This is a genomic window from Bradyrhizobium sp. 2TAF36, assembly GCF_052114925.1.
GTDB lineage: Bacteria > Pseudomonadota > Alphaproteobacteria > Rhizobiales > Xanthobacteraceae > Bradyrhizobium > Bradyrhizobium barranii.
The window spans coordinates 1-26479 of the sequence record NZ_JBFRFR010000050.1 but is presented as its reverse complement, the minus strand read 5'-3'; the positions used below and the strand labels follow the sequence as shown (position 1 = coordinate 26479).

The 26479-nt window shown below is 65.3% G+C and carries 24 protein-coding genes; 14 read left to right on the top strand and 10 right to left on the bottom strand.

Annotated elements, in window-relative coordinates; genetic code table 11:
* Positions 1–129 precede the first annotated feature (129 nt).
* The 3 genes from AB4Z51_RS27175 to AB4Z51_RS27165 all read left to right on the top strand — a co-directional run bounded on the left by AB4Z51_RS27175 (position 130) and on the right by AB4Z51_RS27165 (position 2613).
* Positions 130–1326, top strand: a complete 1197-nt coding sequence (locus tag AB4Z51_RS27175; RefSeq protein WP_441498352.1) for a hypothetical protein — start codon at positions 130–132, stop codon at positions 1324–1326.
* 9 nt (positions 1327–1335) lie between these two features.
* Positions 1336–1974: a hypothetical protein gene (locus tag AB4Z51_RS27170; protein WP_085404480.1), complete on the top strand. Its 639-nt coding sequence runs from the start codon at positions 1336–1338 to the stop codon at positions 1972–1974.
* A gap of 177 nt (positions 1975–2151) precedes the next feature.
* Positions 2152–2613 (top strand): hypothetical protein, encoded by a 462-nt coding sequence (locus AB4Z51_RS27165; protein WP_085404481.1) that lies wholly within the window; start codon positions 2152–2154, stop codon positions 2611–2613.
* Positions 2614–2707: 94 nt separating this feature from the next.
* Here the strand turns inward: AB4Z51_RS27165 and cax are convergent, their stop codons facing one another.
* On the bottom strand, positions 2708–3808 hold the full coding sequence (gene cax / locus AB4Z51_RS27160) for a calcium/proton exchanger (protein WP_085404482.1): 1101 nt from the start codon (positions 3806–3808) through the stop codon (positions 2708–2710).
* 336 nt (positions 3809–4144) lie between these two features.
* Positions 4145–5206 (bottom strand): isocitrate/isopropylmalate dehydrogenase family protein, encoded by a 1062-nt coding sequence (locus AB4Z51_RS27155; RefSeq protein WP_085404483.1) that lies wholly within the window; start codon positions 5204–5206, stop codon positions 4145–4147.
* Positions 5207–5377: 171 nt separating this feature from the next.
* On the opposite strand from AB4Z51_RS27155, the gene AB4Z51_RS27150 reads away from it, so the two are divergent.
* A complete protein-coding gene (locus tag AB4Z51_RS27150; RefSeq protein ID WP_085404484.1) occupies positions 5378–6766 on the top strand; it encodes an MFS transporter in 1389 nt (462 codons plus the stop codon).
* Between the two features lie 4 nt (positions 6767–6770).
* On the opposite strand, the gene AB4Z51_RS27145 is transcribed toward AB4Z51_RS27150, so the two are convergent.
* The 7 genes from AB4Z51_RS27145 to AB4Z51_RS27115 all read right to left on the bottom strand — a co-directional run bounded on the left by AB4Z51_RS27145 (position 6771) and on the right by AB4Z51_RS27115 (position 15372).
* A complete protein-coding gene (locus AB4Z51_RS27145; protein ID WP_085404485.1) occupies positions 6771–8393 on the bottom strand; it encodes a B12-binding domain-containing radical SAM protein in 1623 nt (540 codons plus the stop codon).
* Between the two features lie 185 nt (positions 8394–8578).
* Complete coding sequence (locus tag AB4Z51_RS27140; protein ID WP_085404486.1) at positions 8579–9418, bottom strand: aKG-HExxH-type peptide beta-hydroxylase; 840 nt, start codon at positions 9416–9418, stop codon at positions 8579–8581.
* A 22-nt stretch (positions 9419–9440) separates the two neighbouring features.
* The gene (locus AB4Z51_RS27135) at positions 9441–10874 is read right to left on the bottom strand and encodes a hypothetical protein (protein WP_085404487.1); all 1434 of its coding nucleotides are present in this window, start codon (positions 10872–10874) and stop codon (positions 9441–9443) included.
* Entirely contained in the window at positions 10871–12031 is a 1161-nt protein-coding gene (locus AB4Z51_RS27130) for a radical SAM protein (protein WP_085404488.1), read from the bottom strand. The genes AB4Z51_RS27135 and AB4Z51_RS27130 overlap by 4 nt, the downstream gene beginning before the upstream one ends.
* Entirely contained in the window at positions 12028–13992 is a 1965-nt protein-coding gene (locus AB4Z51_RS27125; protein WP_244623184.1) for a RiPP maturation radical SAM C-methyltransferase, read from the bottom strand. The genes AB4Z51_RS27130 and AB4Z51_RS27125 overlap by 4 nt, the downstream gene beginning before the upstream one ends.
* Positions 13989–15047: a radical SAM/SPASM domain-containing protein gene (locus AB4Z51_RS27120; RefSeq protein ID WP_135215068.1), complete on the bottom strand. Its 1059-nt coding sequence runs from the start codon at positions 15045–15047 to the stop codon at positions 13989–13991. The genes AB4Z51_RS27125 and AB4Z51_RS27120 overlap by 4 nt, the downstream gene beginning before the upstream one ends.
* A gap of 70 nt (positions 15048–15117) precedes the next feature.
* Positions 15118–15372 carry a hypothetical protein gene (locus AB4Z51_RS27115; RefSeq protein ID WP_028150121.1) on the bottom strand — a complete coding sequence of 85 codons (255 nt, stop codon included), beginning with the start codon at positions 15370–15372 and terminating at the stop codon, positions 15118–15120.
* Positions 15373–15638: 266 nt separating this feature from the next.
* Here AB4Z51_RS27115 and AB4Z51_RS27110 point away from each other — a divergent pair, with 266 nt between their 5' ends.
* Genes AB4Z51_RS27110 through AB4Z51_RS27065 form a run of 10 tightly spaced genes read left to right on the top strand, consistent with a single transcriptional unit; the run spans position 15639 to position 24820 of the window.
* Positions 15639–16088, top strand: coding sequence for a (2Fe-2S)-binding protein (locus AB4Z51_RS27110; RefSeq protein ID WP_028156974.1), 450 nt, complete (start codon positions 15639–15641; stop codon positions 16086–16088).
* Positions 16089–16099: 11 nt separating this feature from the next.
* Positions 16100–18286, top strand: a complete 2187-nt coding sequence (locus tag AB4Z51_RS27105; RefSeq protein ID WP_085404491.1) for a xanthine dehydrogenase family protein molybdopterin-binding subunit — start codon at positions 16100–16102, stop codon at positions 18284–18286.
* Positions 18287–18332: 46 nt separating this feature from the next.
* The gene (locus AB4Z51_RS27100; RefSeq protein ID WP_193560891.1) at positions 18333–19616 is read left to right on the top strand and encodes an NAD(P)/FAD-dependent oxidoreductase; all 1284 of its coding nucleotides are present in this window, start codon (positions 18333–18335) and stop codon (positions 19614–19616) included.
* Entirely contained in the window at positions 19609–20061 is a 453-nt protein-coding gene (soxX, locus tag AB4Z51_RS27095) for a sulfur oxidation c-type cytochrome SoxX (protein ID WP_085404492.1), read from the top strand. Before AB4Z51_RS27100 ends, soxX begins: the two co-directional genes overlap by 8 nt.
* Positions 20062–20065: 4 nt before the next feature.
* A complete protein-coding gene (locus AB4Z51_RS27090) occupies positions 20066–20533 on the top strand; it encodes a SoxY-related AACIE arm protein (RefSeq protein ID WP_085404493.1) in 468 nt (155 codons plus the stop codon).
* The gene (gene soxZ, locus AB4Z51_RS27085; RefSeq protein WP_014497100.1) at positions 20533–20850 is read left to right on the top strand and encodes a thiosulfate oxidation carrier complex protein SoxZ; all 318 of its coding nucleotides are present in this window, start codon (positions 20533–20535) and stop codon (positions 20848–20850) included. The genes AB4Z51_RS27090 and soxZ overlap by 1 nt, the downstream gene beginning before the upstream one ends.
* Positions 20847–21626, top strand: a complete 780-nt coding sequence (gene soxA, locus AB4Z51_RS27080) for a sulfur oxidation c-type cytochrome SoxA (protein ID WP_085404494.1) — start codon at positions 20847–20849, stop codon at positions 21624–21626. The genes soxZ and soxA overlap by 4 nt, the downstream gene beginning before the upstream one ends.
* Positions 21627–21684: 58 nt before the next feature.
* Positions 21685–23034 carry an ABC transporter substrate-binding protein gene (locus AB4Z51_RS27075; protein ID WP_441498351.1) on the top strand — a complete coding sequence of 450 codons (1350 nt, stop codon included), beginning with the start codon at positions 21685–21687 and terminating at the stop codon, positions 23032–23034.
* Positions 23031–23969: a carbohydrate ABC transporter permease gene (locus tag AB4Z51_RS27070; RefSeq protein WP_085404495.1), complete on the top strand. Its 939-nt coding sequence runs from the start codon at positions 23031–23033 to the stop codon at positions 23967–23969. The genes AB4Z51_RS27075 and AB4Z51_RS27070 overlap by 4 nt, the downstream gene beginning before the upstream one ends.
* A complete protein-coding gene (locus AB4Z51_RS27065) occupies positions 23966–24820 on the top strand; it encodes a carbohydrate ABC transporter permease (RefSeq protein WP_441498350.1) in 855 nt (284 codons plus the stop codon). The genes AB4Z51_RS27070 and AB4Z51_RS27065 overlap by 4 nt, the downstream gene beginning before the upstream one ends.
* 58 nt (positions 24821–24878) lie before the next feature.
* Here the strand turns inward: AB4Z51_RS27065 and AB4Z51_RS27060 are convergent.
* Positions 24879–26479: regulator (locus AB4Z51_RS27060; RefSeq protein WP_441498349.1), on the bottom strand; the 1601-nt coding region annotated here is incomplete at its 5' end.

Below are 26479 nucleotides of genomic sequence, written 5' to 3'. Positions count from 1 at the left end.
AATGACCGATCCGCAGGGTTGGCTTTGTTCAATTATAGCGAGTAGTATAGTATCAATGTAGACCTAAAGTCCACGCGACAAAGCGAAGCTCGCGTTACGGGTCATCAAAGCCGGAACAACACCATGTGCATGATGTGCGTGCATCGCGGCTCGGGCGTTCCCAGACTCAAACCTCGCAAGCGCCGCCCGCTCGGCCTCGCTCAGCCGCAGACCGGCGTGCAGGTGCGCGGCGTCGAGATCGTCCAGTGCGTTCAGGACGTGACGAATTCGGTGCCGCTGGTCGCCGATAAGGCGACGCTCGTTCGCCTCTATCTTGAGCCGACTTCGGTGTCGCAGCCCGGTCAGATCACCGCGGAAATTGCGTGGAGCCGGAGCGGCGGAGGCGACACGTTCCTCCCGGCCCTCAACTCGCTTCGGGTAGACCCGGGCTCGCCCTTCAGTCTCCGCGAACAGCGGGAAGACATCGACAAGAGCCTGAACTTCCGCCTGCCGGCCGCGGCCATCGGCGCGGGCACACTCAACTTGCGCATCAGCCGCATCTTTCAGCCCGGAGGCGGCGACCTTCCGGCGGCGGCGTTCAACATCGCGCCCGTCACATTCGCGGCGGCGCCGCCGCTGCGCATCCGGGTGATCGGCCTTCGATACAAAGCGGGCACGACGACCGTCACACCCGCTGCGGTCCACTTTTCGTATCTCAGGTCGTTTCTCAATCGCGCCTATCCTGTCGCCGCGCTCGAATGGTCCCACATGGTGGTGGACGCGGATTTTGCCGCACCGTTCGACGACTCGACGGTCGATCTCGCCAATGCCCAGATCGCCGCGCTGCGAAGCCGCGAGGTGAGCAGCGGCGTCGACCCGCGCACGCACTATTACGGTCTCGTCGACGATAACGCGTCCAACAACTTCATGCGAGGAAAGGCGTTCGCGATTCCGGGCACGCCCCAGCCGGACACCGTCGCTTCCGGACCCGCGGGCGTGCCGAACGGATTTGCCGGCGATCGCGACGCGTCGTACGCCGACTGGTACGGTGCTCACGAACTCGGACATACGTTCGGCCGGTTTCATCCGGGATTTCCCCCCGCCGCGCAGGACGCGAGCGATCCGACATTCCCTTATGAGAACGGCTGTATCAGCAAGCCGGACAACAAATATGTCGGTGTCGACACCGGGGATCACGAACTCGGCCTGCCGGCCGCTGCGTTGCCGGGGCTCACATATCACGACGTGATGACCTATGCAGACAACCAGTGGCTATCGGCGTACACTTACCAGGCGATAATGACCCGGCTTTTGGAAGAGGACGCCMTCGGTCCGCCGGTCGCCTAGGAGGATCCGATGAAGACCGAAATCAAGACCGGATCATTCGTTCACGTCGTCGCCACCATCAACAAGACCGCTGGTGACGGCAAGATCATGTATGTGAACCCGTCGGTCTCCACCATCGCGTCGGACGCCGCCACCGACAAGGACGTGGAACTCGTAGCCTACGACGGCACCGGCAAGGAAGTCTACCGTGAGCCAGTCGTGATCCGCCGGTCATCTGCTGAACCCGACCGGCCGAACGAAGTCGGTCTGATTCAGGCGGACCTTCCGCGGGTGAGCGGCATGAAGTCGGTAAGCCTCCAGCTCAAGGGGAAGGAGATCAGCCGGTACGAGGCCGGGGCGGCACCCTCCGGGCCGACCGCAGGCGCCACCTTCGGACTTGAGCTTGCCGGGGCTGCAGCAGCCAGCCGGCGGCCATTGAGGATCGACCAACTCGGCGGTTTGCAGCCCGTCGCCGGCGTAACCTACTCGGTCCAGGTCAAGCCGGACAACAAGTCGACGTGGGACACGATCGCAGTGAGTCGTCCCACCCCGGAGGTGGACGTCGATCGCAATCAGTTCGCCGGCGCCAAACGTGCCGCGGTACGCGTGTTGCGGACGACCGGATTCGACGAAGAAATCATCGCGGAAGATACGGTCGACTTGAAGTAGTCGCCCGCCACGAGCCTGCGCGTGCTTACCGACGGCATCGCACATTGATCCCGTCGAGGTCCAGGCCGGATACGCCGTCGACGCTTGATCTGGATCAAACCCGCCGCGGCATTGCCATCCCGGAATGGGTACGGCCGCGCAGAAAGCGCCGCCCGTAAGCCAAGGAGATGATCGATCATGACATCCTCGAATTCCCTGCGTACCTTCGTTCTCGCCGGAGCCGGCGCCCTGCTATCAGGCACAATCGCTCAGGCCGGGCCGATCCCGACGCATCTTTCGACGATGAAATCGATGGTCGATCAGACCACCACCGAAGTGCGCTGGGTCGGCGGCTGGCGCGGCGGCGGCTACGGCTATCGCGGCGTCGGCTGGGGCTACCGCGGCGGCTGGGGTTATCGCGGCTACGGCTATCGCGGCCTCGGTTACGGTGTGGTCGCCGGCGCGGTCGTCGGCGGCGCAATCGCGCGGAGCGCCTATTACGGCGGCTATGGCGGGTACTACGGTGGCTACTCTGGCGGTTATCCCGCCTATGGCTATGGCTACCCGGCCGCATCGTATTACGGTTATGGCGGCGGCAACTACGGCTATGGCTACGGCGGCGACAATTGCCCGCCCACCGGCAGCTACTGGGCCTACTAGCGGGAAACGTATTCGCCGCTTCGGAGGATGGCTCGCCACGGGCCGCCATTCTCCGATGAGCCAATTCACCCCTGTGCCCGCGGGCGAGTGCACCTCATCCCTCGCCCGCCGGCGGGACGACATACAGCGTCAGCGCAAACACCGCATAAATGAAGATCATCAGGGCGCCGACGAACCATGCCGAGCGTCCACTGGTGGTGATGAAGGTCGCCGTGACTGTTGCGATCATCACCATGGTGACGGCGCCAGGCCAGAACTGAAGGTTCATTGGCGTCGGTCCCACGACATAGCTGAGCAGCACGAGCGCGGGTGCAACGAACAGCGCGATCTGGGAGGCGCTGCCGAGCGCAATGCTGACGACCATGTCGAGGCGGTCCTTGCGCGCAGCGGCAAGGGCAACTGCAAATTCGGCAGCGGCGCCAACCAGCGAAACGATGATGAACCCGACGAAAGCCGGACTCATGCCGAAGGTCTCCGCCGCCTTCTGCACCGATTCCACGAAGATCTCGCTCACCAGCGCCACCAGCACGGTGACGGCCAGCAGCGTCCCAACGGCTAGCCCGATCGGCCAGTGCGCTTCCTCCTGCTCGCCGTGATCGGCGCTTGCGAACAATTCCTTGTGCGTCCCGAGCGAGAACCACAGGCCAAGCGCGTAAGCCGCGATCAGCAGGACTGAAATGCCGACGCTAAGCTTGTGAATGACGCCTCCGTCCTGCGGCAAATGCTCGAGGTCGGCGACTGCCGAGGGGGCCAGCAGGGCGACTGTCGCCATCAGCAACAGGCCGGACGACAGGCGCGCGCCGGCACGGTTGTACTCCTGCACGTGGTAGCGCAGGCCGCCGAGCAGCAGGCAGGCGCCGAGCATGAATGTCGCGTTGGTGACGATGGCGCCGGCAATCGAGGCCTTCACCAGCATGTACTCGCCTGCCCGCAGCGCCGTGATGGCGATGATCAGCTCCGTCAGATTGCCGAGCGTTGCGTTGAGCAGTCCACCCACGGCATCGCCGGTTCTGGCGGCGACCGCTTCGGTGGCGTGGCTGAGCAGCGCCGCCAGCGGCACGATCGCAAGCACGGCGAGCACGAACAGCAGCGTGTGGGAATGCGGGGCGACCGCGTCCGCCACCAGCACGATGGGCACGAAGACCAGCATCCAGAGCAGAGGTGTATCCCGGATTTCCCTGAGCAGGGTTGTCATATGGGCCGCCCTTTCCATGGATGCGTTGATGGAAAGGTCCGGCGGCGCCGCGGGGTGAGTCTTGATCTGGCTCAAGCGGGCCAGAGGAGACGGGCCACTGGACGTCAGGAAACGGACGTCGCGCATGATGAGAATGCGCCCTTGTCCCCGACCGCTGGCACGATAGCATCATGCCAGTGTTTTGCCCGACGGGTCAACGTGATCACTGTCACGAAGGTCGTCGCGACGCGCTCCGAAAATCCCTTATCGATCAAGGAGCCTGCTACTGTGCATGGGGTTGTTTTTCGAGTTTTTATGTTGGCCCCCAAAAAAATCGCAGGCATCCGCGACGATGGCTCACTCCGCCTGCAAGATCTCCGCGATCGCAGCACCTGCCGCGATGGTGCCGAGCTTGCCGCCGACGTCGCGCGTCGCTCTGCCCTCGCCGATCGCTTTCGCCACCGCGGCTTCGATCGCACGCGCCGCTTCCTCGTAGCGGACGGCGCCGCTCTTCTCGCCGTGCCAGGCCAGCAGCAACGCGGTCGACAGGATCAGCGAGACCGGATTGGCAACGTCCTGCCCCGCGATGTCAGGCGCCGAGCCGTGCGCGGCCTGCGCCATGGCGAAGCGATCACCGACATTCAGCGAGCCGCCGAGGCCGAGGCTGCCGGAGAGCTCGGCCGTGAGATCGGACAGGATGTCGCCGAACATGTTGGTGGCGACGATGACGTCGAAGCGATCGGGGTTGCGCACGACATGCGCCATCATGGCGTCGACCAGGATGTCGTCGACTTCGAGGCCGGGATAGCCCTTCGCCGCCGTGCGGCAGATGTCGAGGAACATGCCGTCGCCGAGTTTCAGCACATTGGCCTTGTGCACGATGGTCAGATGCTTCCGCCGCTTCATCGCCAGACGACAGGCGGCGTGCGCGATACGCTCGCAGCAGAGGCGCGTGATCCGGCGCAGCGAGATCACGACGTCAGGCGTGACCAGCATCTCGCCATTGCCCTGCTCCATGTTGCGGTCGGCGTAAAACCCTTCGGTGTTCTCGCGCACGACGACGAGGTCGAACTCGCCGAGCCGGCCGGGCCGCCCCGCATAGGTGCGCGCGGGCCGGACATTGGCGTAGAGGTCGAGACTCTTGCGAAAGTGCCTGGACGGGTTGATCTCGCCATGCGCCTCGTCCTTGAAGTCAAAGGTCGCGGTTGGCCCCAGGATCAGGCCGTCGGCGGCGCGGACGATGTCGAGCAGCTCGGGGCGTACCGTCGTGCCTGATAGCTTCAGGCTCGCATGCCCGACCGCGTGCTCCTCGAGCCGCAGATTGAGCTGGAAGCGCTCGGAGGCCGCACGCAGCACGCCCGATGTCGCGGCCGTGATCTCCGGTCCGATGCCGTCACCGGGCAGAACGACGATTTGCATGGTGATCCCCCAAGATTGCAGCAGCTGGCGCAATCATACGCCAGCCGCCGGCCGCATCGCCTCACCTTCGCGCATACACAGCATGCAAGCATATGCCTGTGGAAGCGGCCTTCGGCGTAGTACATGCCGAAAGTCCCCTTTCACCACGCCGCCGGAGCAACGCGCCAGGCAATGACAATCACGTTACCTGCCGCCGCGCGCGAGCCCGATCATCCCATTGCCGACGGCCTTCCGGCCACGCAGCGGCGCTGGGCGATCGCCGCCATCTTCACCGCGCTGGCGATGGCCTCCCTCGACACCGCGATCGCGAATATCGCGCTGCCAGCCATTGCCGCCGATTTGCACGTCACGCCGGAGCAATCGGTCTGGGTGGTCAATGTCTACCAGATCGCGCTGGTGGCCACTTTGCTGCCGCTCGGTGCGCTCGGCGAGATCGTCGGGCACCAGCGGATCTATCTCGGCGGCCTGATCCTGTTCACCATCGCCTCGCTGTTCTGCGCGGTGGCGTGGTCGCTGGACAGCCTGCTGGTCGCGCGCACGCTGCAGGGCCTGGGGGCCAGCGGCATCATGAGCGTCAATACGGCGCTGGTGCGCTTCGTCTATCCCGGCCGGATGCTCGGCCGCGGTTTTGGCCACAACGCGCTCGTGGTCGCGACCGCCTTCACCATCGGTCCATCGATCGCCTCCGCCATTCTCGCGGTCGGCCCATGGCCCTGGCTGTTCGCCGTCAACATTCCTTTCGGCCTCGTCGCGATCGGGATCGGCTTTGCAATGCTGCCGAAGACGCCGCGCGCCGATCATGGCTTCGACTTCCTCGGCGCAGTCCTTGCGTCCGCCTGCCTCGGCCTGTTCATCACGGGAATCGGCAGCGCCGCGCACAATCTGTCGCCTGTTGTCGTGGGCATCGAGCTGATCACGGCCCTCGCACTCGGCTTCATCCTGACGCGCCGGCATGCCGACCATCCCGCGCCGATGCTGCCGATCGACCTGTTCAGCCGGCCGATGTTCGCGCTGTCGGCAGCGACCGCGGTGTGCTCGTTCGCCGTGCAGGGCCTCGCCTTCGTCTCGCTGCCGTTCTATTTCGAGGACGTGCTCGGGCGTTCGCAGGTCGAGACCGGCTTCTTCATGACACCCTGGCCGCTGGTGGTCGGCATCATGGCGCCGATCGCAGGGCGCCTCTCCGACCGGCACGCGGTCGGCCTGCTCGGCGGCATCGGGCTCGTGCTGCTCGGCCTCGGCATGGCATTGCTCGCGATGCTCCCGTCCAATCCTGCCATTCCCGACATCATCTGGCGGATGGTGATCTGCGGCATGGGGTTCGGCTTTTTCCAGGCACCGAACATGAAGGCGGTGATGTCGAGCGCGCCGCCGCACCGCAGCGGCAGCGCCTCCGGCATCGTCGCGACCGCACGCCTGACGGGCCAGACCACGGGCGCGGCGCTAGCCGCCCTCTGCTTTGCGCTTGCCGGCCACGACGGCGCAACCGTCGCGCTGGCCCTCGGCGCCGGCTTTGCCGCGCTCGGCAGCGTGATGAGCTTCCTGCGGCTGGCGGTGAAGTAAGCCTTCAGGCCAGGTGCCGGGCTGCGGTGGTGTCGAGCGTCGCAGCGGTCGGGATGACCGTCTCGTCATCGAGCGCAGCGAGGCGCCCGTCGATGGCTTCGATGACCTTGCGCGAGAACGGCCCGAGATGCGCATAGGCGGCAATCATCTGCACCGCGATCCGTGCCGATGACGTGTCGCGCTTGGCGCAGTTCATGAAGGTCTGCCACAGCGGCCCGCGCGCTTCGGGAAGGGCGGTGACAACGCGGTGCACCGTCTCCATCGCCCCGACCCGCGAGCGGATGTCGCCCTCGGCGAGCTCGGGGCGCTGCCTGGATCGGTCGAGCAGCGTCATCAGGCGGTCGACGCGTCCTGCGTAGGCGGCGGGGCTGTAGATGTGCTCCAGCACCCGCTTGTAGTCCGTCAGGATGTCGCGCAACGGGCGGACCGGATCGAAGTTGATGCCGTCCGTGCACTGATCGGCGCCGATGGTCGGCGCCAGATCGTGGCCCGGATGCAGCCGGCCTTCACGCTCGAGTCGGCGCGTGAGCTGCGTGTTCGGCAACGCATAGAGCAGGCCGACCATGGCGACGGGAATCGCGGCCTCCTCGATGAAATCGATCATCGCTTCCGCCATCGAGACCTTCTCGGTGTCGAAGCCGACGATGAAACCCGCGGTGACGAGCATGCCGGCGGCATAGATCTTGTGGATGCTCTCGGCGATGTTGCGCCGCGTGTTCTGCTTCTTCCGCATCGCGACCAGCGTTGCAGGGTCCGGACTTTCGATGCCAACGAAGATGCCGAAGAAATTGGCCGCGCCCATCAGCTCCAATAGCTCGGGATCGTCGGCCAGGTTGACCGAGGCCTCGGTGGACAATTCGAAGGGATAGCCGTGCGCGCGCTGCCATTCGGCGAGCTGGGGCAGGAACTGCCGCAGCGACTTCTTGTTGCCGATGAAATTGTCGTCGACGAAGTCGAGATGGCCGCGGTAGCCCATCCGGTAGAGCGTCTCGAGCTCGACAAACATCTGCTCGACCGTCTTGGTGCGCGGCACACGGCCGTAGAGCTCGATGATGTCGCAGAACTCGCAGGTGAACGGACAGCCACGCGAATATTGCACACCGAGGTAGAGATAGTCCTCGAACTTCAGGAGATCGAAGCGTGGCACCGGCGTCTTTGTTACGTCGGCCTGGAATTTCGGCGCAGTGAAGACGCCGGCGCGGGCCCCGCTTTCCCAGGCCGCGATGAACTCGTCGATGACGCTTTCGGCCTCGCCGAGCACCCGGAAGTCGGCCCGTTCGTAGACATGGGGGCTCGACGTCGGATCGGGTCCGCCGACGACCACCGGCTTGCCGGCGGCGCGGCAGAGTTCGATCAGGCGCAGCGTATCGGCCTGCTGCGGCAGCATGCCGCCGGTGAACACGACATCGGCCCAGGCGAGATCCTCGTCACCAAGGGGCTGGGTGTTGCAGTCGATCAGCCGGACCGTCCAGTCCTTCGGCAGCATCGCGGCCACCGTGATCAGGCCGAGGGGGGCCGCGGGTCGCTTCACACCCATCAGCTCGCAGGATTCGCCAAAGCTCCAGAACGACTCCGCCAAGAACAGCGGATAGAGCATCAATACGTTGCAACGCTGCGGTACGTTCATGGAATCCCTTTTTGCTTCGTCCCAGTGTACCAGAGCGCGTTCGTCTTGCACCCCGGTAAAAAGGACAAACTGTCGCCGCAATGCAGCGCCGACGGGGCCTGGAACCGGCAATCACAGCCGAAAGTCGTCTCAAACCGCGTATCTGGCGTTTAGGGCTGGAACCCGGTCCTGGGCAGAGCGGGCAATCAGCCGCGCTCGCTGGCAAGCATCTTCCGGCTGCTCGCCAGGACGTCGCTGCACCAGGCGAAGAACGCGCCGAGAAACGCCCGGCCGGCCGCATCGGTGCGGGCGTGCTGCCGCAGCGTCTCGAACCCCTGCTCCATCCGCGACGCATTGCGCGCGAGCAGCGCGCGGATGTCGCTGCGAACCTGCGGGTCGTCTTCCTGCTCCAGCATGTGCACGTCGAGCTGGGTGACGTGGATGAACGAATATTGTGCGTGCAGCACTGCGGTCATTGGACGCGGCCGGTCGACCACGATCGGGCTGGGATAGAGCTCGTCCTGCGGATTGCTGATGATCCGGATCGCATTCTCGTTGGCGACGCCGAATGCCCTCAGCTTGTGATGGGCCATTTCATGGACGATCGCCTGCGCGGTCGCGAGCGGGCAATTGACCGTGAGGCCGATGACGCCGAACCGCGCGTCGACCGAGTGGCTGGCCGAGCCGAGCCGACCGGGCCCCTCGGTCGGCTGCTCGGTGTCGTGATAGCACTGGATGGTGTGCACGATATCAGGCCATTGTTTCGCAGCGAGCGGCCAGCGGCGGACGTAGTGCAGCGCCTGCTCCAGCGCCCGGATGGCTTGCGCGTCGGGGACAAACCGCGGCGCCGGCAGCAGCGGATCCTCCGTGCGCAGGGCAACCCTGCCATCCGCAATGGCCGGCGCACCGTTCACCGGGGGACGCTGCGGCGGCAGCGGCCGCCACGGCGTCGGCTCGGTGTCGATCAGGCCGAGGGCGACGGCGGTATCGTGGCCGTCGGCCTGCGGTCGTGCCGTGCGTTCCCAGTCAATCGACGTCGCGTCCATGGCGATCTCTCCTTCGAACCGGTCAGTGCGGACGACCACTCGTCGTCGAGAGGGCCGCGGAGACGCGCCCTGCGCGTCCAGGCAGCAAGGCAAATCCCATCGATGCCGCAAGGGTGTCCATATCCCCAAGCCGGTGCAGCGATCGGTCGGTGCCGATCACGATCACCGATTTCGCGATCGCGCGGACAGCGGCAAGCGGTTCGCGGCCGCCAAGCCGTTCCGCATCGACGAAAGCGAGGTCGACGCCATCAGGTGCAAGACGCGACAGCGCCGCAATCGCCGCGATGCTGGTCCCGCCGAGTACCGGCAATGACGCACCGAGGCGCCGGCGCGCGGCTTCAGCTAGCGCGGCATCTTCCTCGGCACCGTATAATCTCAGCTTTGGCCTCGTCTGCGCGATCAATTCCAGCAGCAATCCATCGCCGCATCCGACATGCACGGCCGATCCCGCGCGGCGCAGCGCAGCGGTCTGCTCCCAGACCACCGTGCTGAAGCGCGAGCGCATGGCGAAGGGGTTTTCGAAACCGGCCGCTTCAAATCCGCCGCCGAGTTCGGTGAGGATATCGGCGCTGTCCGCGGGCTCGACCGCTGCGGCCTTTCGCTTGTCCAGGTGCGTCGCCGCCGCGCGTTGACGAGGCCGCCGATGCGACGGTGTGCCCTCATCGGACAGCCATGTGCAGCGGAAGGTGGCCGTCGCAATCTCGGCAACGCCATTGACAAACGACGCACACACCGTCCAATCCGCCATCTCTTCGAGCCAACTCATTTCCGCGGCCAATCCCAGCTGGCGGCCGAGATCGATGAACTCACGCGAACGATCGCGCGTAGCGGAACAGTCCGCAGAACAAGGCCCGTGTCTCACCGGCCCCAGTCCCAGAACCGCGAGCGCGACATGGGCAGGCACGGCCGCTTTCTCCTCGCGCGCGAGGATGCCGGCCAACGGATCGCTTCCGCCACGCCGAAGATGGTCCGCCCAGGATCTTGCGCAGCATGCGGGATAGCCGAACCGTATCGCCGCCTGCTCCTGGCCGTCCGCCGCCGGCTCGGCGATCGATGTGTCGAGCGGCGCGGCGCCGATCAGGAACGCATAGTCGAGCAGCCGCTTCGGTTCGGCGATCGATGCCTCAAGCGGCCAGTCGACGGCATAGCCAAGCGACGCCTTGACCGGCTTGGCCTCCAGGCCAATCGCGCGCGCCCGCTCGGTCAGGGCGTCGATGCCATCATAGCCAGTCCACACCAGCGTGGCCGGGATGCGCTTCCGGCGCACCATCTCGAATTCGATCGCTAGCGCCGCATGCCTGAGGCGATCCAGACGCGGCTGCCAGAGCGCGCGCGCCTGCGGTCCGGTGAAGCTGATGCGCTGAGTCGCTGCCTTGGCGACGGCTGGCTCCCGCGGCGCGGCCGCGAGCGGAGGACGGGGCCAGGTCAGCCAGCAGGTCGGCCAGGCGGACGTCATGGTGCGTCCGCCTGCTGGAGCAACGAATGCAGGGTCGGATTGTCGCCGATCGACCAGGCGGCGATCATCTTCGCTTCGAGATCGGACCGGCGCTCCAACCGGCTGATCGCGACCTCATCGTTCGCCTGAAGCTCGGTCTCGATGTCCTCGAACAGGCCGAACCACACCGGGCAATCGATCGAGCGCATCCGCCAGTCGCCGTCGATCGCGGTGCCCGGACAATTGCCCTTGCACGCCAGGAAGAACCGGCACCCCTCGCATCCGCCATCGGCCTGCGGCGTCCGGTAAAGCGAGAGCTGGCGCTCGAAGGCCTCGCGGCCGGCACGCAGATGGGTCACGCCATCCTTGTTGGTGCGGCCGCAATTGCCGAGCCGGCCATCGCTCTCGACGCCCACCACGGCGCGCGTTGCATAGGGATCGCAGGCGTGGAAGACGCATGAGGTCTGCGCGTCATCGCCCCTAAGCATCGCGGCCATCTCGGCGAAGATGTCGAACTGGACTGACAGCAGCTCCTGTTCGAGCCGGCGCAGTCGCCTCAAGGCCGCAAGGTTCTCCTGCGCGGTGAGCGCGAGACCCTCGCCCCCTTCCGTTTCGTCCTGCTCCAGCAGGTGCAGGCGCAGCTTGCGCACGCCGAGGCTACCGAGAAACCCGATCCACTCGCACAGCACGCCGAGCCGAGCCGGCGCGGCATTCATCCGGTTGAGCGTCACGATCACGTTTGGCGGCATGCCCTCCCGGCACAGCGTCTCGATCGCCGCCTCGATGCGCGCCGTCGCACGCCGCGTCGCCGCCAGGCTGCCGGCCCAGCGAGCATCGTTGAGCGGTCCCGGCCCGTCGATCGAGATGCCGACGCGCACGTGGTATTTCCTGAAGAGCTCGATGTCGCGCTCCTCGATCAGCGTGCCGTTGGTCTGCATGCCGACGCCGCCATGGCGGTCGAAGCCCAGCTGCATCAGGCGTTCGAGATCGGGCCGGCGGGTCAGCATGATCTCGCCGCCGAACAGGCTGAAGGGTTCCGCCAATCTGTCCAGCGTCGCCATGATCGCGTCGAGATCGTAACGCGTCGGCACGTTGCCGGCGGTGCGGATGCCCTCCTGATAGCAGTAGCGGCACTTGATGTTGCACTTGTCGCCGAGGGGGCGGACTTCGACGGTCATGGCTGCACCCGTTCGAGGCCTGCCGGTTCATCGCTGGCGTTCATCAGGGCCACGTGCAACCCGTTTTCTTCCGGCGGGGCGATACGCTCGCGTGGCAAAACGAATCCAAGCGGAAATTCGGCACGGGCGTCGGCGTCAAAAATCTCGCGGCCGGCCTCGGTGACGAGCGACAACACTCTGCCGTCGATCTCGATCGCAAACCGTCGCGCCAGAATCGCATCCAGTGCGGCCTCGACTGATGCCGCATCCAAACGATCGGCAAGCTGTTCAATGACGCTCAGTCGCGTGCAGGGATTGCGCAGCAGATTGAGCACGGCGATCTCGGCCGGTGTCGGACAATAGAACGGCTGGAGCGCGCATGCCCGGGTGTCGCTGACGAGATGCGCCGTGCCGACCGCCGTCATCGTCAATTGCGGCGCAAAGGGCTGATCGAACCAGCGCGCACGCCAGGCCGCACTCGCGGCCTTGAGCGACACCAGATCCTGCTCGCGCGCGGCATCGGGTGCGTCGCCCTCGAAGAAATAAGCGAGATCGAAGAGATCCTCGTCAGGGACATCGTAGATCGCGCCATAGGCCGGCATCGGCGTGACGTTGCGGAATCCGATCTCGGCGGCGCGCTCGAAATTGGGGCTGAACCGGTCGAGCCGGATCCGGCCGCAGCCGACCGGCGGCTGAAGGTGTTCGAGCAGCGGGACCATCTTGGCGACGGCGTCGTAGGCGTCGCGTGGCTCGCCGGGAAATCCGTACAGGATCGACCAGACCAGCCCGACGCCGAGCTCGCGGCAATTGCGCAGCAGGCGCAGGTTGAGCAAGGCGCTCACACCCTTGCGCATGAGATGCAGCACCGGATCCGACAGGCTCTCGATGCCGGGCTGCAACCAGACCGTCCCGGCAAGCGCCAGCTTCTCGAGCTGCGCCTCGTCCATATTGGCCTTGATCTCGTAGAAGAAGCGAAAGCCGTGCGCCGGGCGTTCGGCGAGCCTGCCCAGCACGCCCTCGATATGGGACATGCCCAGGATGTTGTCGGTCGCGGCAAAGCGGCCGATGCCGAACTCCGCATGCAGGGTCTCGATCTCGCTGAGCACGCGCGGCGCCGACTTGGCCCGGAACGCCATGCCCTCGCCGTTGAGGCCGCAGAACGTGCAATGGTGCTTCTGCCCCCACCAGCAGCCGCGCGAGGACTCGAACGGAATCGAGGGACGCACGCGCGCAGCTTCAGACATCCAGGGCAGTTGCGCGAAATAGTCGGCGTAGTCGGGGATCGGCAGCGCATCCATCGCGGTCGGACCGGCTGCTGCGCCAGCAGCCGGCTGGTCGCGGGACAGGCATCCCGGTAGGCCGCGAGGCTCTTCGCCGCGCAGGATTGCCTCGACGGCCGGCCCGAACACGGTATCGGCCTCGCCGTTGAAGACATAGTCGATCTGCGCAAAGTTCTTCAGCAGCACCGCGCCCATCGGCCCATGGCAATTGGCGCCGCCGAAGCAGACGACGACGGACGGATCACGCGCCTTGACCGCGGCCGCGATCGCCAGCGAAGCGGCCGTCTGCTCGAACATCGAGGTGAAGCCGATGATCTTGGGGGTGCGTTCGAGCAGCCGGTCGGCCGCTTCCGCCACGAAGGACGGGATCAGGTTGCGGCGGATCTCGTAGAGCTGGTCCAGCCCCTTGCGCTCTATGGCGGCGCTGAGCTCGCTGAGGTGGCGCTGCGCCTGCGGCCGTCCGGGCCGCGTGCCCAGGCAATCGCCGAACAGCCAATCGCCGGCGAGGAGATGGCTCGGCAACTTCTCCGCAAGCTGCTCGTTCAGATCGAGCCCGATGCGGTCGGCGAAGAGCAGGTTCAGATAGAGCGTCTCGGCCCGAATGCCCTTCTGCCGCAGCAAGGCCTGCAACAGGCCGAGCGCCGCCGACGGCCGCACCACCGACATCACCGGCGCCGAGCAGAAGAGGACATCGACGCTCATTGTGCGGCCACGAGGTTGGCAGATGCGGCTTGTCCGTCCAGCAGGATCTCGCAGGTCTCGATCTGGCCGTGGCGCGCCTCGGCGGCTTCGCGCACGCGCGCCAGCAGCTCTGGCGAGCGGAAGATGCGGTCGCAGGCGGTGCAGATGCCGTCGAAATCCTCAACGCGCATCGGCACGGGATCGGCGGCCGTGACTGCGGCGAGGATGGCGACGGGTCCCTCCAGCCTGATCCATCTGTAGAGCGGATCGTCCGCGGCCGCCTGCATCGCGGCTTCGATCCCTTCCTTCGCGATGTGGCCCACCTTCAGCGAGTCGTAATGGGGAAGCACGCCGCAGCAGGGCCGGATGCCGCCCTCGTGATCGACCGTGACGGTGTGGAGAACGGACTCGCAGGGACCGCGATAGGCGGAGGCGTGGTGAACGCGGCCCGCCTGCGTGTCCTCGTCCGTGCCGTCGCCGCGACCGGTCGAGTTGGCGACGGTCTCATAGATGTTGATGCCGGGCTCGTCCTGAAGACCGAGATCGGCGCGCAGGCTGGCGGCAGTGATCTTCGAACCCGCCTCGACCACCACGGCGATCCGAAGCAGCAGGCCGCATTCGCGCGCAGCGGCGACCGCGTTGGCAATGAAATTCAGCGGCACGAACTCGGCGTGGGGATCGTCGTAAGACAACGTCATTTCGGTGAGCCCGGCCGCGCGCAATTGCCGAACAGCCGCCGTTGCGCGCGCGGGCGACTTGGCCCAGAACGCGCTCGTGGTGATGCCCGCGCGCAAGCCCAGCGACGCGGCCAGTGCCACGGCGTCGGCAACGATATCCGCATGCAGCATCGGATCACCCCCGACGAAATGGATGATCTCCATCGACGGGATCTGTGCGGCCTGCTGAATACAACGATGAACGTCCGCGGCGGACAGGTGCCCGCCGTGAAACATGTCAGATGAAAAGCAGCAATGCGAACATTTGAGCGGGCATTTCAGAGTGACGTTCAGAACGAGATTGGTAGGCGTCACCCTGGCCGCGCGGAAATCGGATAAAAATTGTGCGCCGAACGCCATGGCCGACGACCCCATATCCCGGCTGCCCGGCGAACCGGTCAGCCGGCCATCGTGATCTGCAGATGCGGGATCAGAGGATGTCGATATGGATCGTACCGGCCTGTACGCCGCCGCTACGCGTGGCCAGCTTGTTCCGCAGCATCGACGCCGTCTGGTCGTCGAGCTGTACGCCAACGCTGCTCAGATAGGAGACCGGGTCCTTGCTGACGTCGCTGGCGAGGCTGAGCAGATCGGCGTGGGTAGTGAGTCCGGACGGTGACTTGGCTTTGAGATCGTTACCTGACGCGAGAACTTTTTCGAGATCGATCGTGACGATGCGGCCCATGGCGATTCTCCCTTAGGATGGACTAATGATCCATCAAACCAAAGGTTGTACAATACCCTCAGATAGTCAAACGAATTCGATGCGACCAAAGGCTGCGGATTTGCACCGCCGTTCACAACGCAACACCGCGCTCCCGACATTCTTCCCCGCGCATGCCAGCCTCGCTGTTGGCCACCCCTCGGACTATTGATTTGAACAGTTCCAATTTGCCAGACACATTGCGCCCTGAGTCCGATCGGTGGATTGGGCCAATCAGGGGACTTGCGATGGCAAACCTAACAATCAACGGAAAAACCTTCACGCTCGACGTCGAGCCGGATACGCCGCTGCTCTGGGCGATCCGTGAGAATGCCGGCCTGACCGGCACCAAATATGGCTGCGGCATTGCGCAATGCGGCGCCTGCACCGTTCACATGGACGGCGTCGCCATCCGTTCCTGCGGGATTTCGGTCAGCGAGGCCGAAGGCAAGAAGATCACCACGATCGAGGGGCTCGCATCCGGCGACACGCTGCACAAGGTGCAGGCAGCCTGGATCGCCAAGGACGTTCCGCAATGTGGCTATTGCCAGAGCGGCATGATCATGGCGGTGGCCGCACTCCTCGCCGAAAAGCCGAAGCCGACCGACGCCGATATCGACGAAGCCATCACCAATATCTGCCGCTGCGGCACCTTCCAGCAGGTGCGCGAAGCGATCCACACGATCGCCAGCGCCTGAGGAGCCGCCCCATGAACAAGCATGTTTCTCCCAAGATGAACCGTCGCGCCTTCGTCATCGGCACCGCCGCTGTCGGCGCCGGCCTCGCCATCGGGCTCGATCTCCCCTTCGGTGGCCCCGCCGCGGTCCGCGCGGCCGACGGCTCGCCGGAAGTCAACGCCTGGGTCGTGGTCAGGCCCGACGACACCGTCGTGATCCGCATCGCCCGCTCCGAGATGGGCCAGGGCTCGCTCACCGGCCTCGCCCAGCTGGTCGCCGAGGAACTCGAATGCGACTGGTCGAAGGTCACGACCGAATACCCGACTCCCGGCCAGAGCGTCGCCCGCAAGCGCGTCTGGGGTGATTTCTCGACCGGCGGCAGCCGCGGCATCCGCAGCTCGCAAGACTATGTCCGCAAGGGCGGCGCCACCGCGCGCGTGATGCTGATCGAGGCCGCCGCGAATGAGTGGAAGGTGCCGGCCTCCGAATGCACCGTCGCCAAGGGGGTCATCACCCACAAGGCGTCGGGCAAGACGACAACTTACGGCAAGGTCGCCGAAGCCGCCGCCAAGCTGACGCCGCCGGCCGACGTGAAGCTCAAGGATCCCAAGGACTGGACCATCGCAGGCAAGGGCCTGTTGCGGCTCGATACCGCCGACAAGACCACCGGCACGATGATCTACGGCATCGACGTCAAGCTGCCGGGCATGCTGAACGCCGCGATCAAGGACTGCCCGGTGTTTGGCGGCAAGCTGAAGAGCTATGACGAAGCCAAGATCACCGGCATGAAAGGCGTCAAGAAGGTCGTCAAGGTCGGCGACACCGCGGTTGCGGTCGTTGCCGACACCTGGTGGCACGCCAAGACCGCGCTGGAAGCGCTGCCGATCGTCTGGGACGAGGGCGAGAATGCCAAGGTCTCGAGCGAGTCGATCGCGAAGTGGCTGGCCGAGGGCCTCGACGATTCGCAGCCGGCCTATGTCGGCAACAAGAACGGCGACGTCAAAGCCGCGATTGCCGGCGCAGCGAAGAAGGTCGAAGCGGTCTACAACTACCCTTACCAGAACCACGCCACGATGGAGCCGATGAACGCCACCGCGCTCTACACGGCCGACAAATGCGAGGTCTGGTGCGGCACGCAGAACGGCGAGGCCGTCTTCGCGGCGGTGCTGGAGGCCTCCGGCCTGCCGGCTGAGAAGTGCGACATGTACAAGGTGATGCCCGGCGGCGGCTTCGGCCGGCGCGGCCAGACCGACTACGTCCGCCAGGCGGTCATGATCGCCAAGCAGATGCCGGGCACGCCGATCAAGCTGTTGTGGTCGCGCGAAGAAGACATGGCGCACGGCAGGTATCACCCGATCACCCAGTGCAAGATGACCGGCGCGTTCGACGCCAACAACAATCTGGTCGCGCTGCACTACCGCCTGTCCGGGCAGTCAATCCTGTTCTCGCTGCGCCCCGAAGCGCTGCAGAACGGTATGGATCCGGCCGCATTCCAGGGCGTCGCCCAGTCCGGCGAAGCCGCGTTCGGCTATTCGGTGCCGAACCTCCTGATCGAGCATGCGATGCGCAACCCGCACGTTCCGCCCGGCTTCTGGCGCGGCGTGAACGTCAATCACAACGCGATCTACATGGAATGCTTCATGGACGAGCTGGCCCAGGCCGCAGGCCAGGACCCGCTCGAATTCCGCCGCAAGCTGATGGGCAATCATCCCAAGCATCTGGCGGTGCTCAATGCCGTGGCCGAGAAGATCGGCTGGGACAAGCCGGCACCGCAGGGCGTCTATCGCGGCATTGCGCAGGTCATGGGCTATGGCAGCTATGTCGCCGGCGCCGCCGAAATCTCGGTGACCGACGGCAACAAGATCAAGGTGCATCGCATCGTCGCCTCCACCGATCCCGGCTACGTCGTCAATCCGGCGCAGGTGGAGCGGCAGATCGCCGGCTCCTTCGTCTATGGCCTGTCCGCGTTGTTCTACGGCGGCTGCACCGTCAAGGACGGCAAGATCGAGCAAACCAACTTCGACACCTACAACTCGATGCGCATCAACGAGATGCCGAAGGTGGAATCGGTGATGGTGCCGAGCGGCGGGTTCTGGGGCGGCGTCGGCGAGCCAACCATCGGCGTCGCGGCGCCGGCGGTGCTCAACGCCTATTTCGCGGCGACGGGCAAGCGCATCCGCTCGGTGCCGCTGCGCGACCAGAACATCACCTTCGCCTGAGAAACGCCGCGGCGGCTGCAACGGCCGCCGCGGCATTTTTGCCTGGATGATCCTGATGACCACGCGCCCGGTGACACGGCGGAATGCCGTGCTCGGCATCACCGCGGCCGCCGCAACGCTGGCGCGGCCATCGGTCCTGCGTGCGCAATCGGCAGCACGTATCGTCGTGGTCGGCGGCGGCTTTGGCGGCGCGGCCTGCGCCCGCGCGCTGAAACGCGCGCAGGAAAACCTGCAAATCATCCTGATCGAACCGAACGCGGTCTTCACCTCCTGCCCCTTCAGCAACGAGGTGATTGCGGGCCTGCGTGAGATCGACGCGCAGCAATTCGACTATGACAAGCTCGCCGCCGAGGGCATCACCGTGATCGGCGAGGCCGTGACCACAATCGAGCCGCAGCGGCGCAGCGTCGTGACGACCGACGGCGTCGCGCTGCCCTATGACCGTCTCGTGCTCTCCCCTGGCATCGACTTCCATTTCGAGGCCCTGCCCGGCTATGACGAAGCGGCATCCGAAAAAATGCCGCACGCCTGGAAGGCCGGGGCGCAGACTCTGCTGCTGCGCAGGCAGCTGGAGGCAATGGCGGACGGCGGCACGGTCGCCATCGCGATCCCGGCCAATCCCTCGCGCTGCCCGCCGGCGCCCTACGAACGCGCCAGCCTGATCGCGCATTACCTGAAGACGAAGAAGCCGCGCTCGAAGGTGCTGGTCCTCGATGCCAAGGACAATTTTTCGCAGCAGCGGCTGTTCGAGAAGGCGTGGAAGGAGCTCTATGGCGACATGATCGAGCGCATCGCGCTGTCGCAGGGCGGTCGCGTCACCTCGGTCGATCCTTCGACAAGGACCATCATCACCGAGTTCGGCAACTACACGCCTGATGTCGCCAACGTCATCCCGCCGCAACGCGCCGGCCGCATCGCCGAGATCGCGGGCGCGGCGGATGCGACCGGCTGGTGCCCGATCGATCCCGTGACCTTCGAGTCGAAGCTCGTCCCGAACATCCACGTCATCGGCGATGCCTGCCTCGGCGGCGGCATTCCCAAATCGGCCTCGGCCGCGAGCGCACAGGGCAAGGCCTGCGCCGCCGCCATCGTCAACCTGTTCGTGGGCCGCGCGCCGGAGACGCCGCGGCTGACCGGCGTCTGCTATACAACCGCCGCGCCCGGCTACGGCTTCTCGCTCGCCGGCAACTACCAGCCCAGGGGTGACATCTTTGCCGAGGTCGAAGGCGGCGCGACCAGCCCGGTCGATGCACCACGCGAGCTCCGCGCCCGCGAGGCGGCTGAAGCCGAGCGCTGGTTTCAAACCATCACGGCAGACACCTTTGGCTAGAGCATTCCTTCATATCGCGGCGCTGATCGCCGCCGGCCTTGCCCTGGCTTGCGGCGCAAGAGCCGACGAGCTCGTGCGCTACAAAATCATCGGTGACACCATCCCCGAGCCGCTCACGGGCGCGCCGGCCGATCCCGCGCGCGGACGCGCGCTGGTGGTGGTGCGTTCCACGACCTGCATCCTCTGCCATTCCGGTCCGTTCCCGGAGGCGCGGTTCCAGGGTGACCTCGCACCCGATCTCACCGGCACCGGGAACTGGTGGTCGGCTGGCCAGTTGCGGCTGCGGCTGGTCGATGCATCGCGCTACAACCCGCAGACCATCATGCCGTCCTATTATCGCAACGACGGGCTGGTCCGGGTCGGGCGCAATTTTGCCGGCAAGCCGATATTATCCGCCGCGGAGATCGAAGACATCGTGGCCTTTCTTGTAACGCTTCGGAACTAGCTTCATGCCAACCACGCGACGACAATTCCTGAGTATTGCAGGCGGCGCGACGGTCGCCGGGACGATCCCGATCGTCACGTTGCGACCGCTGGAAGCGACGCCGGCGATGCTCAGCACCGCGATCCGCAACGTCGTCGGCGAAGCCCAGATTCACACCGGCAAAGTCAAGCTCGACATTCCGCCGCTGGTCGAGAACGGCAACACCGTGCCGGTGACGGTGAGCGTCGCAAGCCCGATGACGGCGACCGATTACGTCAAGAGCATCCACGTCTTCAACGAGAAGAACCCGCAGCCGAACATCGGTAATTTCTATCTCAACCCCTCCTCCGGCCGCGCCCAGGTCTCGACCCGCATGCGGCTGGCCGACACCCAGAAGGTGGTGGCAATCGCACGCATGTCCGATGACACGTTCTGGCAGGTCGCCGCCGACATCGTCGTGACGCTGGCCGCCTGTACCGAGGAGATGAACTGATGGCCGCGCTCATCAACGTTCCGGCAAAGGCCAAACGCGGCGATGTCATCGAGATCCGCACGCTGACCTCGCACATCATGGAGACCGGCTTCCGCCACACCGCGGACGGCGCGCTGGTGCCGCGCGACATCATCACGAGTTTTACGTGCCGCTACAATGGCACCGAAGTTTTCCGCGCCGACCTGTTTCCGGCGATCGCGGCCAACCCATACCTCTCCTTCTTCACGGTCGCGAAGGAGAGCGGCAAGTTCGAATTCGAATGGATCGGCGACAACGGCTATTCGTCGACCGCATCGGCCTCGATCACGGTCGAATGATCTTTTGGCGCGCGATAGCGGCGGCAACATTGTTGGCCGCGGCCCCTGCCCTGCTCGCCGGCGAAATTCCGCCGGACGCGCGCCGCTCCGGCTATTCGTTCATGGGGCCGGACACGCGCGCGATGCAGGATGACGACACGTCCAATCCGGGCATGCTTTTCGTGCTCGACGGCGAGGCGCTCTGGGCGAAGAAGGCCGGCAGCGCCGACAAGGCCTGTGCGGACTGCCATGGCGATGCAACGACCAGCATGAAGGGTATCGCGGCGCGCTATCCGGCCTTCGACAAGGCGCTGGCGCGCCCCGTCACCCTCGACCAGCGCATCAACCTCTGCCGTGCCAATCATCAGCAGGCGCCGGCGCTGCCCTACGAGAGCCGCGACCTCCTGGCGCTGTCCGCCTTCGTCGCACACCAGTCCCGTGGCGTCGCGATCACGGCTGGCGATGATCCGGAACTGAAGCCTTTCGTGGCGCAGGGCCGCGACCTCTTCATGCGGCGCGAGGGCCAGCTCAACCTCGCCTGCACCAATTGCCACGACGACAATTTCGACAAGCGTCTTGCGGGCGCGCCGATCACGCAAGGGCAGCCGACCGGCTATCCGCTCTACCGCCTGGAGTGGCAGACGCTGGGGTCGATCGAGCGAAGGTTGCGCAGTTGCATGACCGGCGTACGCGCCCAGGCCTATGATTACGGCGCGCCCGAGCTGGTCGCGCTTGAACTCTACCTGATGTCGCGGGCGCGCGGCCTGCCGATGGAGACGCCTGCCGTGCGTCCCTGAGTCCCCAGATTAGGACTAGGCAGGCGTGGCACGGCCGTTAGTATCCCTCCCAAAGAAAATGAATCAGAGGGAGGGATTTGACGTGGCCAACCATAACATCTCGCGCCGCACGCTGTTGACGGGGACCGCCGCGGCTGGCGCGCTCAGCCTGACCGGACTACCGGCACGCGCCGAGGTCAACTGGAAGAAATACGCCGGGACCAAGCTGGAGGTGATCCTCGCCAAGGGTCCGCGCGGCGACAACCTGCAAAAAAACATCAAGGAGTTCACCGAGCTCACCGGCATCCAGGTGGAATCCGAACAGATCCCGGAGCAGCAGCAGCGCCAGAAAGTGGTGATCGAGCTGACCTCGGGCCGGCCGAGCTTCGACGTCGTCCATCTCAGCTATCACGTCCAGAAGCGGCAGTTCGAAAAGGGGGGCTGGCTCGCCGACCTGACGCCCTTCATGAAGGATCCGACGCTGACGGCACCCGATCTCGTCGAGAGCGATTTCTCGGCCGCCGGCCTGCAATACGCCAAGAACGACAAGGGCCAGATGCTGTCGCTGCCCTGGTCGGTCGATTACTTCATCCTCTACTACAACAAGGAGCTGTTCCAGAAGAAGGGCGTCGCCGTCCCCAAGACCCTCGACGAGATGGTCGCGGCCGCCGAAAAACTGACCGACACCAAGGAAGGCACCTACGGTTTTGTCGGACGGGGCCTGCGCAACGCCAACATGACGTTGTGGACCAACTTCTTCCTCAACTATGGCGGCGAATTCCTCGACGCCAAGGGCAACATCCTGACCGACGGTCCAGAGGCTGTAGCCGCGACCAAGCTCTACCAGACGCTCCTCACGAAGGTCGCCCCGCCAGGCGTCGCCGGCTTCAACTGGATGGAGTCGATGGCCTCGTTCACGCAAGGACGTTCGGCGATGTGGATCGACGGCGTCGGCTGGGCGCCGCCACTGGAGGACCCCGCCGCCTCGCGCGTCGTCGGCAAGGTCGGCTACACCGTCGTGCCGGCCGGACCGAAGGGGCAATATTCGGCCACCTATGGCGACGGCATCGGCATTGCCGCGGCGAGCAAGAACAAGGAAGCCGCCTATCTGCTCTGCCAGTGGGCGGTCTCGAAGCAGCAGGGCGCGCGGCTGTTGCAGGCCGGCGGCGGCGTCCCGTTCCGCAACTCGATCCTCGGCGATCCCGAGGTCCAGAACGGCGTGAAGATGCCCAAGGAGTGGCTGCAGTCGGTGATCGATTCCGCCAAGATCAGCAAGCTCGGCCTTCCCGTCGTGATCCCGGTCGCCGAATTCCGCGATCTCGTCGRCGCGGCCCTCACCTCGACACTATCGGGCGCCGATCCCGCGACCGAGTTGAAGAAGGCTCACGATCAGTACCGGCCGATCCTGGAGCGCAGCGAAAAAGCGTGAGTGCGTTGACACAATCGACTCCGGCCGCGGCACGGTCCGATGCCGCGCCGGAGAAGGAATTGCGGCCGCCGTCCTACTGGCCGTTCGTGGTGCCGGCGCTGGTCGTCGTGCTCGCGATCATCATCTTCCCGTGGGTCTTCACGATCTGGATGAGCCTGAACGAGTGGAAGGTCGGCTCACCGACCACCTTCGTCGGGTTCTCCAACTATCTGCGGCTGACGAGCGATCCCCGCTTCATCGAGGCGGTGGGCCACACCATGGTCTACACTTTGCTGTCGGTGCTGCTGCCGCTGATCCTCGGCACGTTCGCGGCCGTCGTGTTTCACCAGAAATTCGCCGGCCGCGGCTTTCTGCGCGGTATCTTCATCATGCCGATGATGGCGACCCCCGTCGCGATCGCGCTGGTCTGGACCATGATGTTCCACCCGCAGCTCGGCGTGCTGAACTACCTCTTGTCGCTGGTCGGGATACCTGCGCAGCTCTGGGTCTTCCACCCCGCGACCGTCATTCCCTCGCTCGTGCTGGTCGAGACCTGGCAATGGACGCCGCTGGTCATGCTGATCGTGCTCGGCGGCCTCGCCGCCATCCCGACCGAGCCTTATGAAAGCGCGCAGATCGACGGCGCCAGCTTCTGGCAGGTGTTCCGCTTCATCACCCTGCCGTTGATCATGCCGTTCCTGTTCATCGCCGGCATGATCCGCATGATCGACGCCGTGAAGAGTTTCGACATCATCTTCGCGATCACGCAGGGAGGACCGGGCTCGGCGTCGGAGACGATCAACATCTATCTCTACAGCGTCGCCTTCACCTATTACGACCTCGGCTACGGCTCGGCGATCGCGGTGGTGTTCTTCCTCCTCATCGTCGCCCTCGCGGCCGTGATGCTCTATGCCCGCCAGCGCATGCTGTGGACCGAAATTGCGAGCGGCGCATGAGCCCAAGTCAAGTCAACCCAAGTCGAWTCAACCTACGTCAGGTCATTGGCAGGATCGGTCTGTGGCTGTCGGTGTTCGTCATCGTGTCGCCGGCGATCCTGTTCTTCCTCTGGATGGCGTCGCTATCGCTCAAGTTCGAGGTCGACAATGCCGCCTACCCGCCGGTGTTCTTCCCCGATCGCATCGCCTGGAAGAACTATGCCGACGTGCTCGCTTCCAACCGCTTCCTGACCTATTTCGTCAACAGCCTGATCGTCACCGGCGGCGCGACCACGCTGGCCCTGCTCGTCGGCGTTCCCGCCGGCTACGGCATCGCGCGCATGGCCGCGCACAAATCCGCGATCGTGATCCTGATCGCGCGCATCACGCCCGGCCTGTCCTATTTGATCCCGCTGTTCCTGCTGTTCCAGTGGCTCGGATTGCTCGGCACGCTGGTGCCGCAGATCATCATCCATCTCGTCGTGACGGTGCCGATCGTGATCTGGATCATGATCGGCTATTTCGAGACCACGCCGCTGGAGCTGGAGGAAGCCGCGCTGATCGACGGCGCCACGCGGTGGCAGGTCTTTCGGCACGTCGCCCTGCCGATCGCCAAGCCCGGGATCGCGGTCGCCTTCATCCTCGCCGTGATCTTCTCCTGGAACAATTTTGTGTTCGGCATCGTGCTGGCCGGACGCGAGACGCGCACCCTGCCCGTCGCCGTCTACAACATGATCTCGTTCGACCAGTTGAGCTGGGGCCCGCTCGCCGCCGCCGCGCTGATCGTCACCCTCCCGGTGCTGCTGCTCACAGTGTTCGCCCAGCGGCAGATCGTGGCCGGGCTGACCGCGGGCGCGGTCAAGGGCGGGTAGCAAATGAAGCAGCCGGGCGACACGACATCGCCCGGCTGCGTTTCATGTTTTCCGATGCCTACTCCGCCGGCGCGGCGTGCATCTCCGGATGGGTGGCATAATGCTCGGTGGCGCCGAGCCTGCTGGCCGCGAACAGTCCCGCCGCCATCACCGCGTAGGCGAACGCCACCGCGGGCGTGACGCCGAAGCCGCCGCCGATACCGACGGCTTCGCCATGCATGAAGCCGAAGTAGGTGAGCACGGCACCGACAAGCGCGAAGGCCGAGGCCTTCTCGAAGTCGCGCTCGATGATGAAGACACCGATCGCACCGAGGATGAGGCCGCCGAGGATGGAACCGCCGCCCATCACCTCCAAGCCGTGATAGAACACGCCCTGCTGCGGCAGCGCGGCAATCGCCGCGGCCTTGACCGCGTCGGCCTTGTCGGCGGCGAGACCGCCGACAGAGGTCGCCGCCATCATGGTCGAGCCGAGCATCGTGTCGATCTGGAGCTTGGCCCAGGCGGCAAGATGCGGCGTCAGCGCCAGCACGATCGCGGGCGCGTGCTTGACCGGCGTGGTCTGGAACGCCTGCGCACCGATCAGCATGCCGATATAGAGCAGGATCGGCGAGATCGCGACGACGGGCACGAGTGCCAGCAGCACCGAGATGATGCCGAACCAGGCCAGCACCACCACCATGATGCCGGTCGCAGCCGAATAGCCGATGCGGCCGCCCATCGCCTTCCAGCCGGGATGACCGATATAGACGGCGTTGATGAAGGGGTTGCCCATCAGGCAGCCGATCAGGCTGACGACGCCGTCGGCGGTGAGCACCCGCGTGGTCGGATATTCGTCGCCCGCCGCTTCCGCGCTCTCGACATTGTCCATGGCCTCGACGAGGTCGTAGATGCCGAAGGGAATGGCGGTAACCAGGATGATGCCGAGGAATTCGAAGCCCGAGAAGACGTAGCCCACCGCCGGGATCGGCACCGAGAAGCCGAAGTTCGCGAAAGCGTCGCCGACTCCCTTGACGCTCAGCCCACCGAGACCGAGGCCGAACAGGTTTGAGCCCCAGGCGATGACCATGCCGACCGCGATCGCGACGAGGCCCGCGGGAATGCCGCGCCAGTATTTCACGCCGCCGAACCAGCTCACCAGGATGATGGCGAAGCAGACGAGACCAATCTGCGGCGTCATGTACATCTCTAACGCCGGACGCATCGAGATGAAGGTGACGGAGACGCCGGCGAGCGTGCCGAGCAACGCCGCGCGCGGCGTGATCTTGCGGATGAACGGCGCGATGAAGCCCCCGATCATCAGGATAAAGCTCTGGAAGAACACCCAGACGAGGCCAGCCGACCAGCCCTTGAGCGGATCACCGGTCTTGATCGTGATCGGCAGCATGATCACGAAGGTGACGATGAACATGTGCGGTACGCTGACGCCCGAGGGCAGTGCGCAGACATCGTTGCGGCCCGTCTTCTGCGCCAGCCGATAGGCGAGATACGCATAGTAGAAGGTGGAGAGGCACATCATCAGCCCGAGCGCGGGCAGGATGCGGCCGAACACGAGACTATCAGGCATCTTCAAAACGAAGCGCAGCAGGCCCGTGAGCACCAGCATGTTGACGAGGATGTTGGTGCCGAAGCCGAAGAACGCGTTCCAGTCGCCCGATGTCC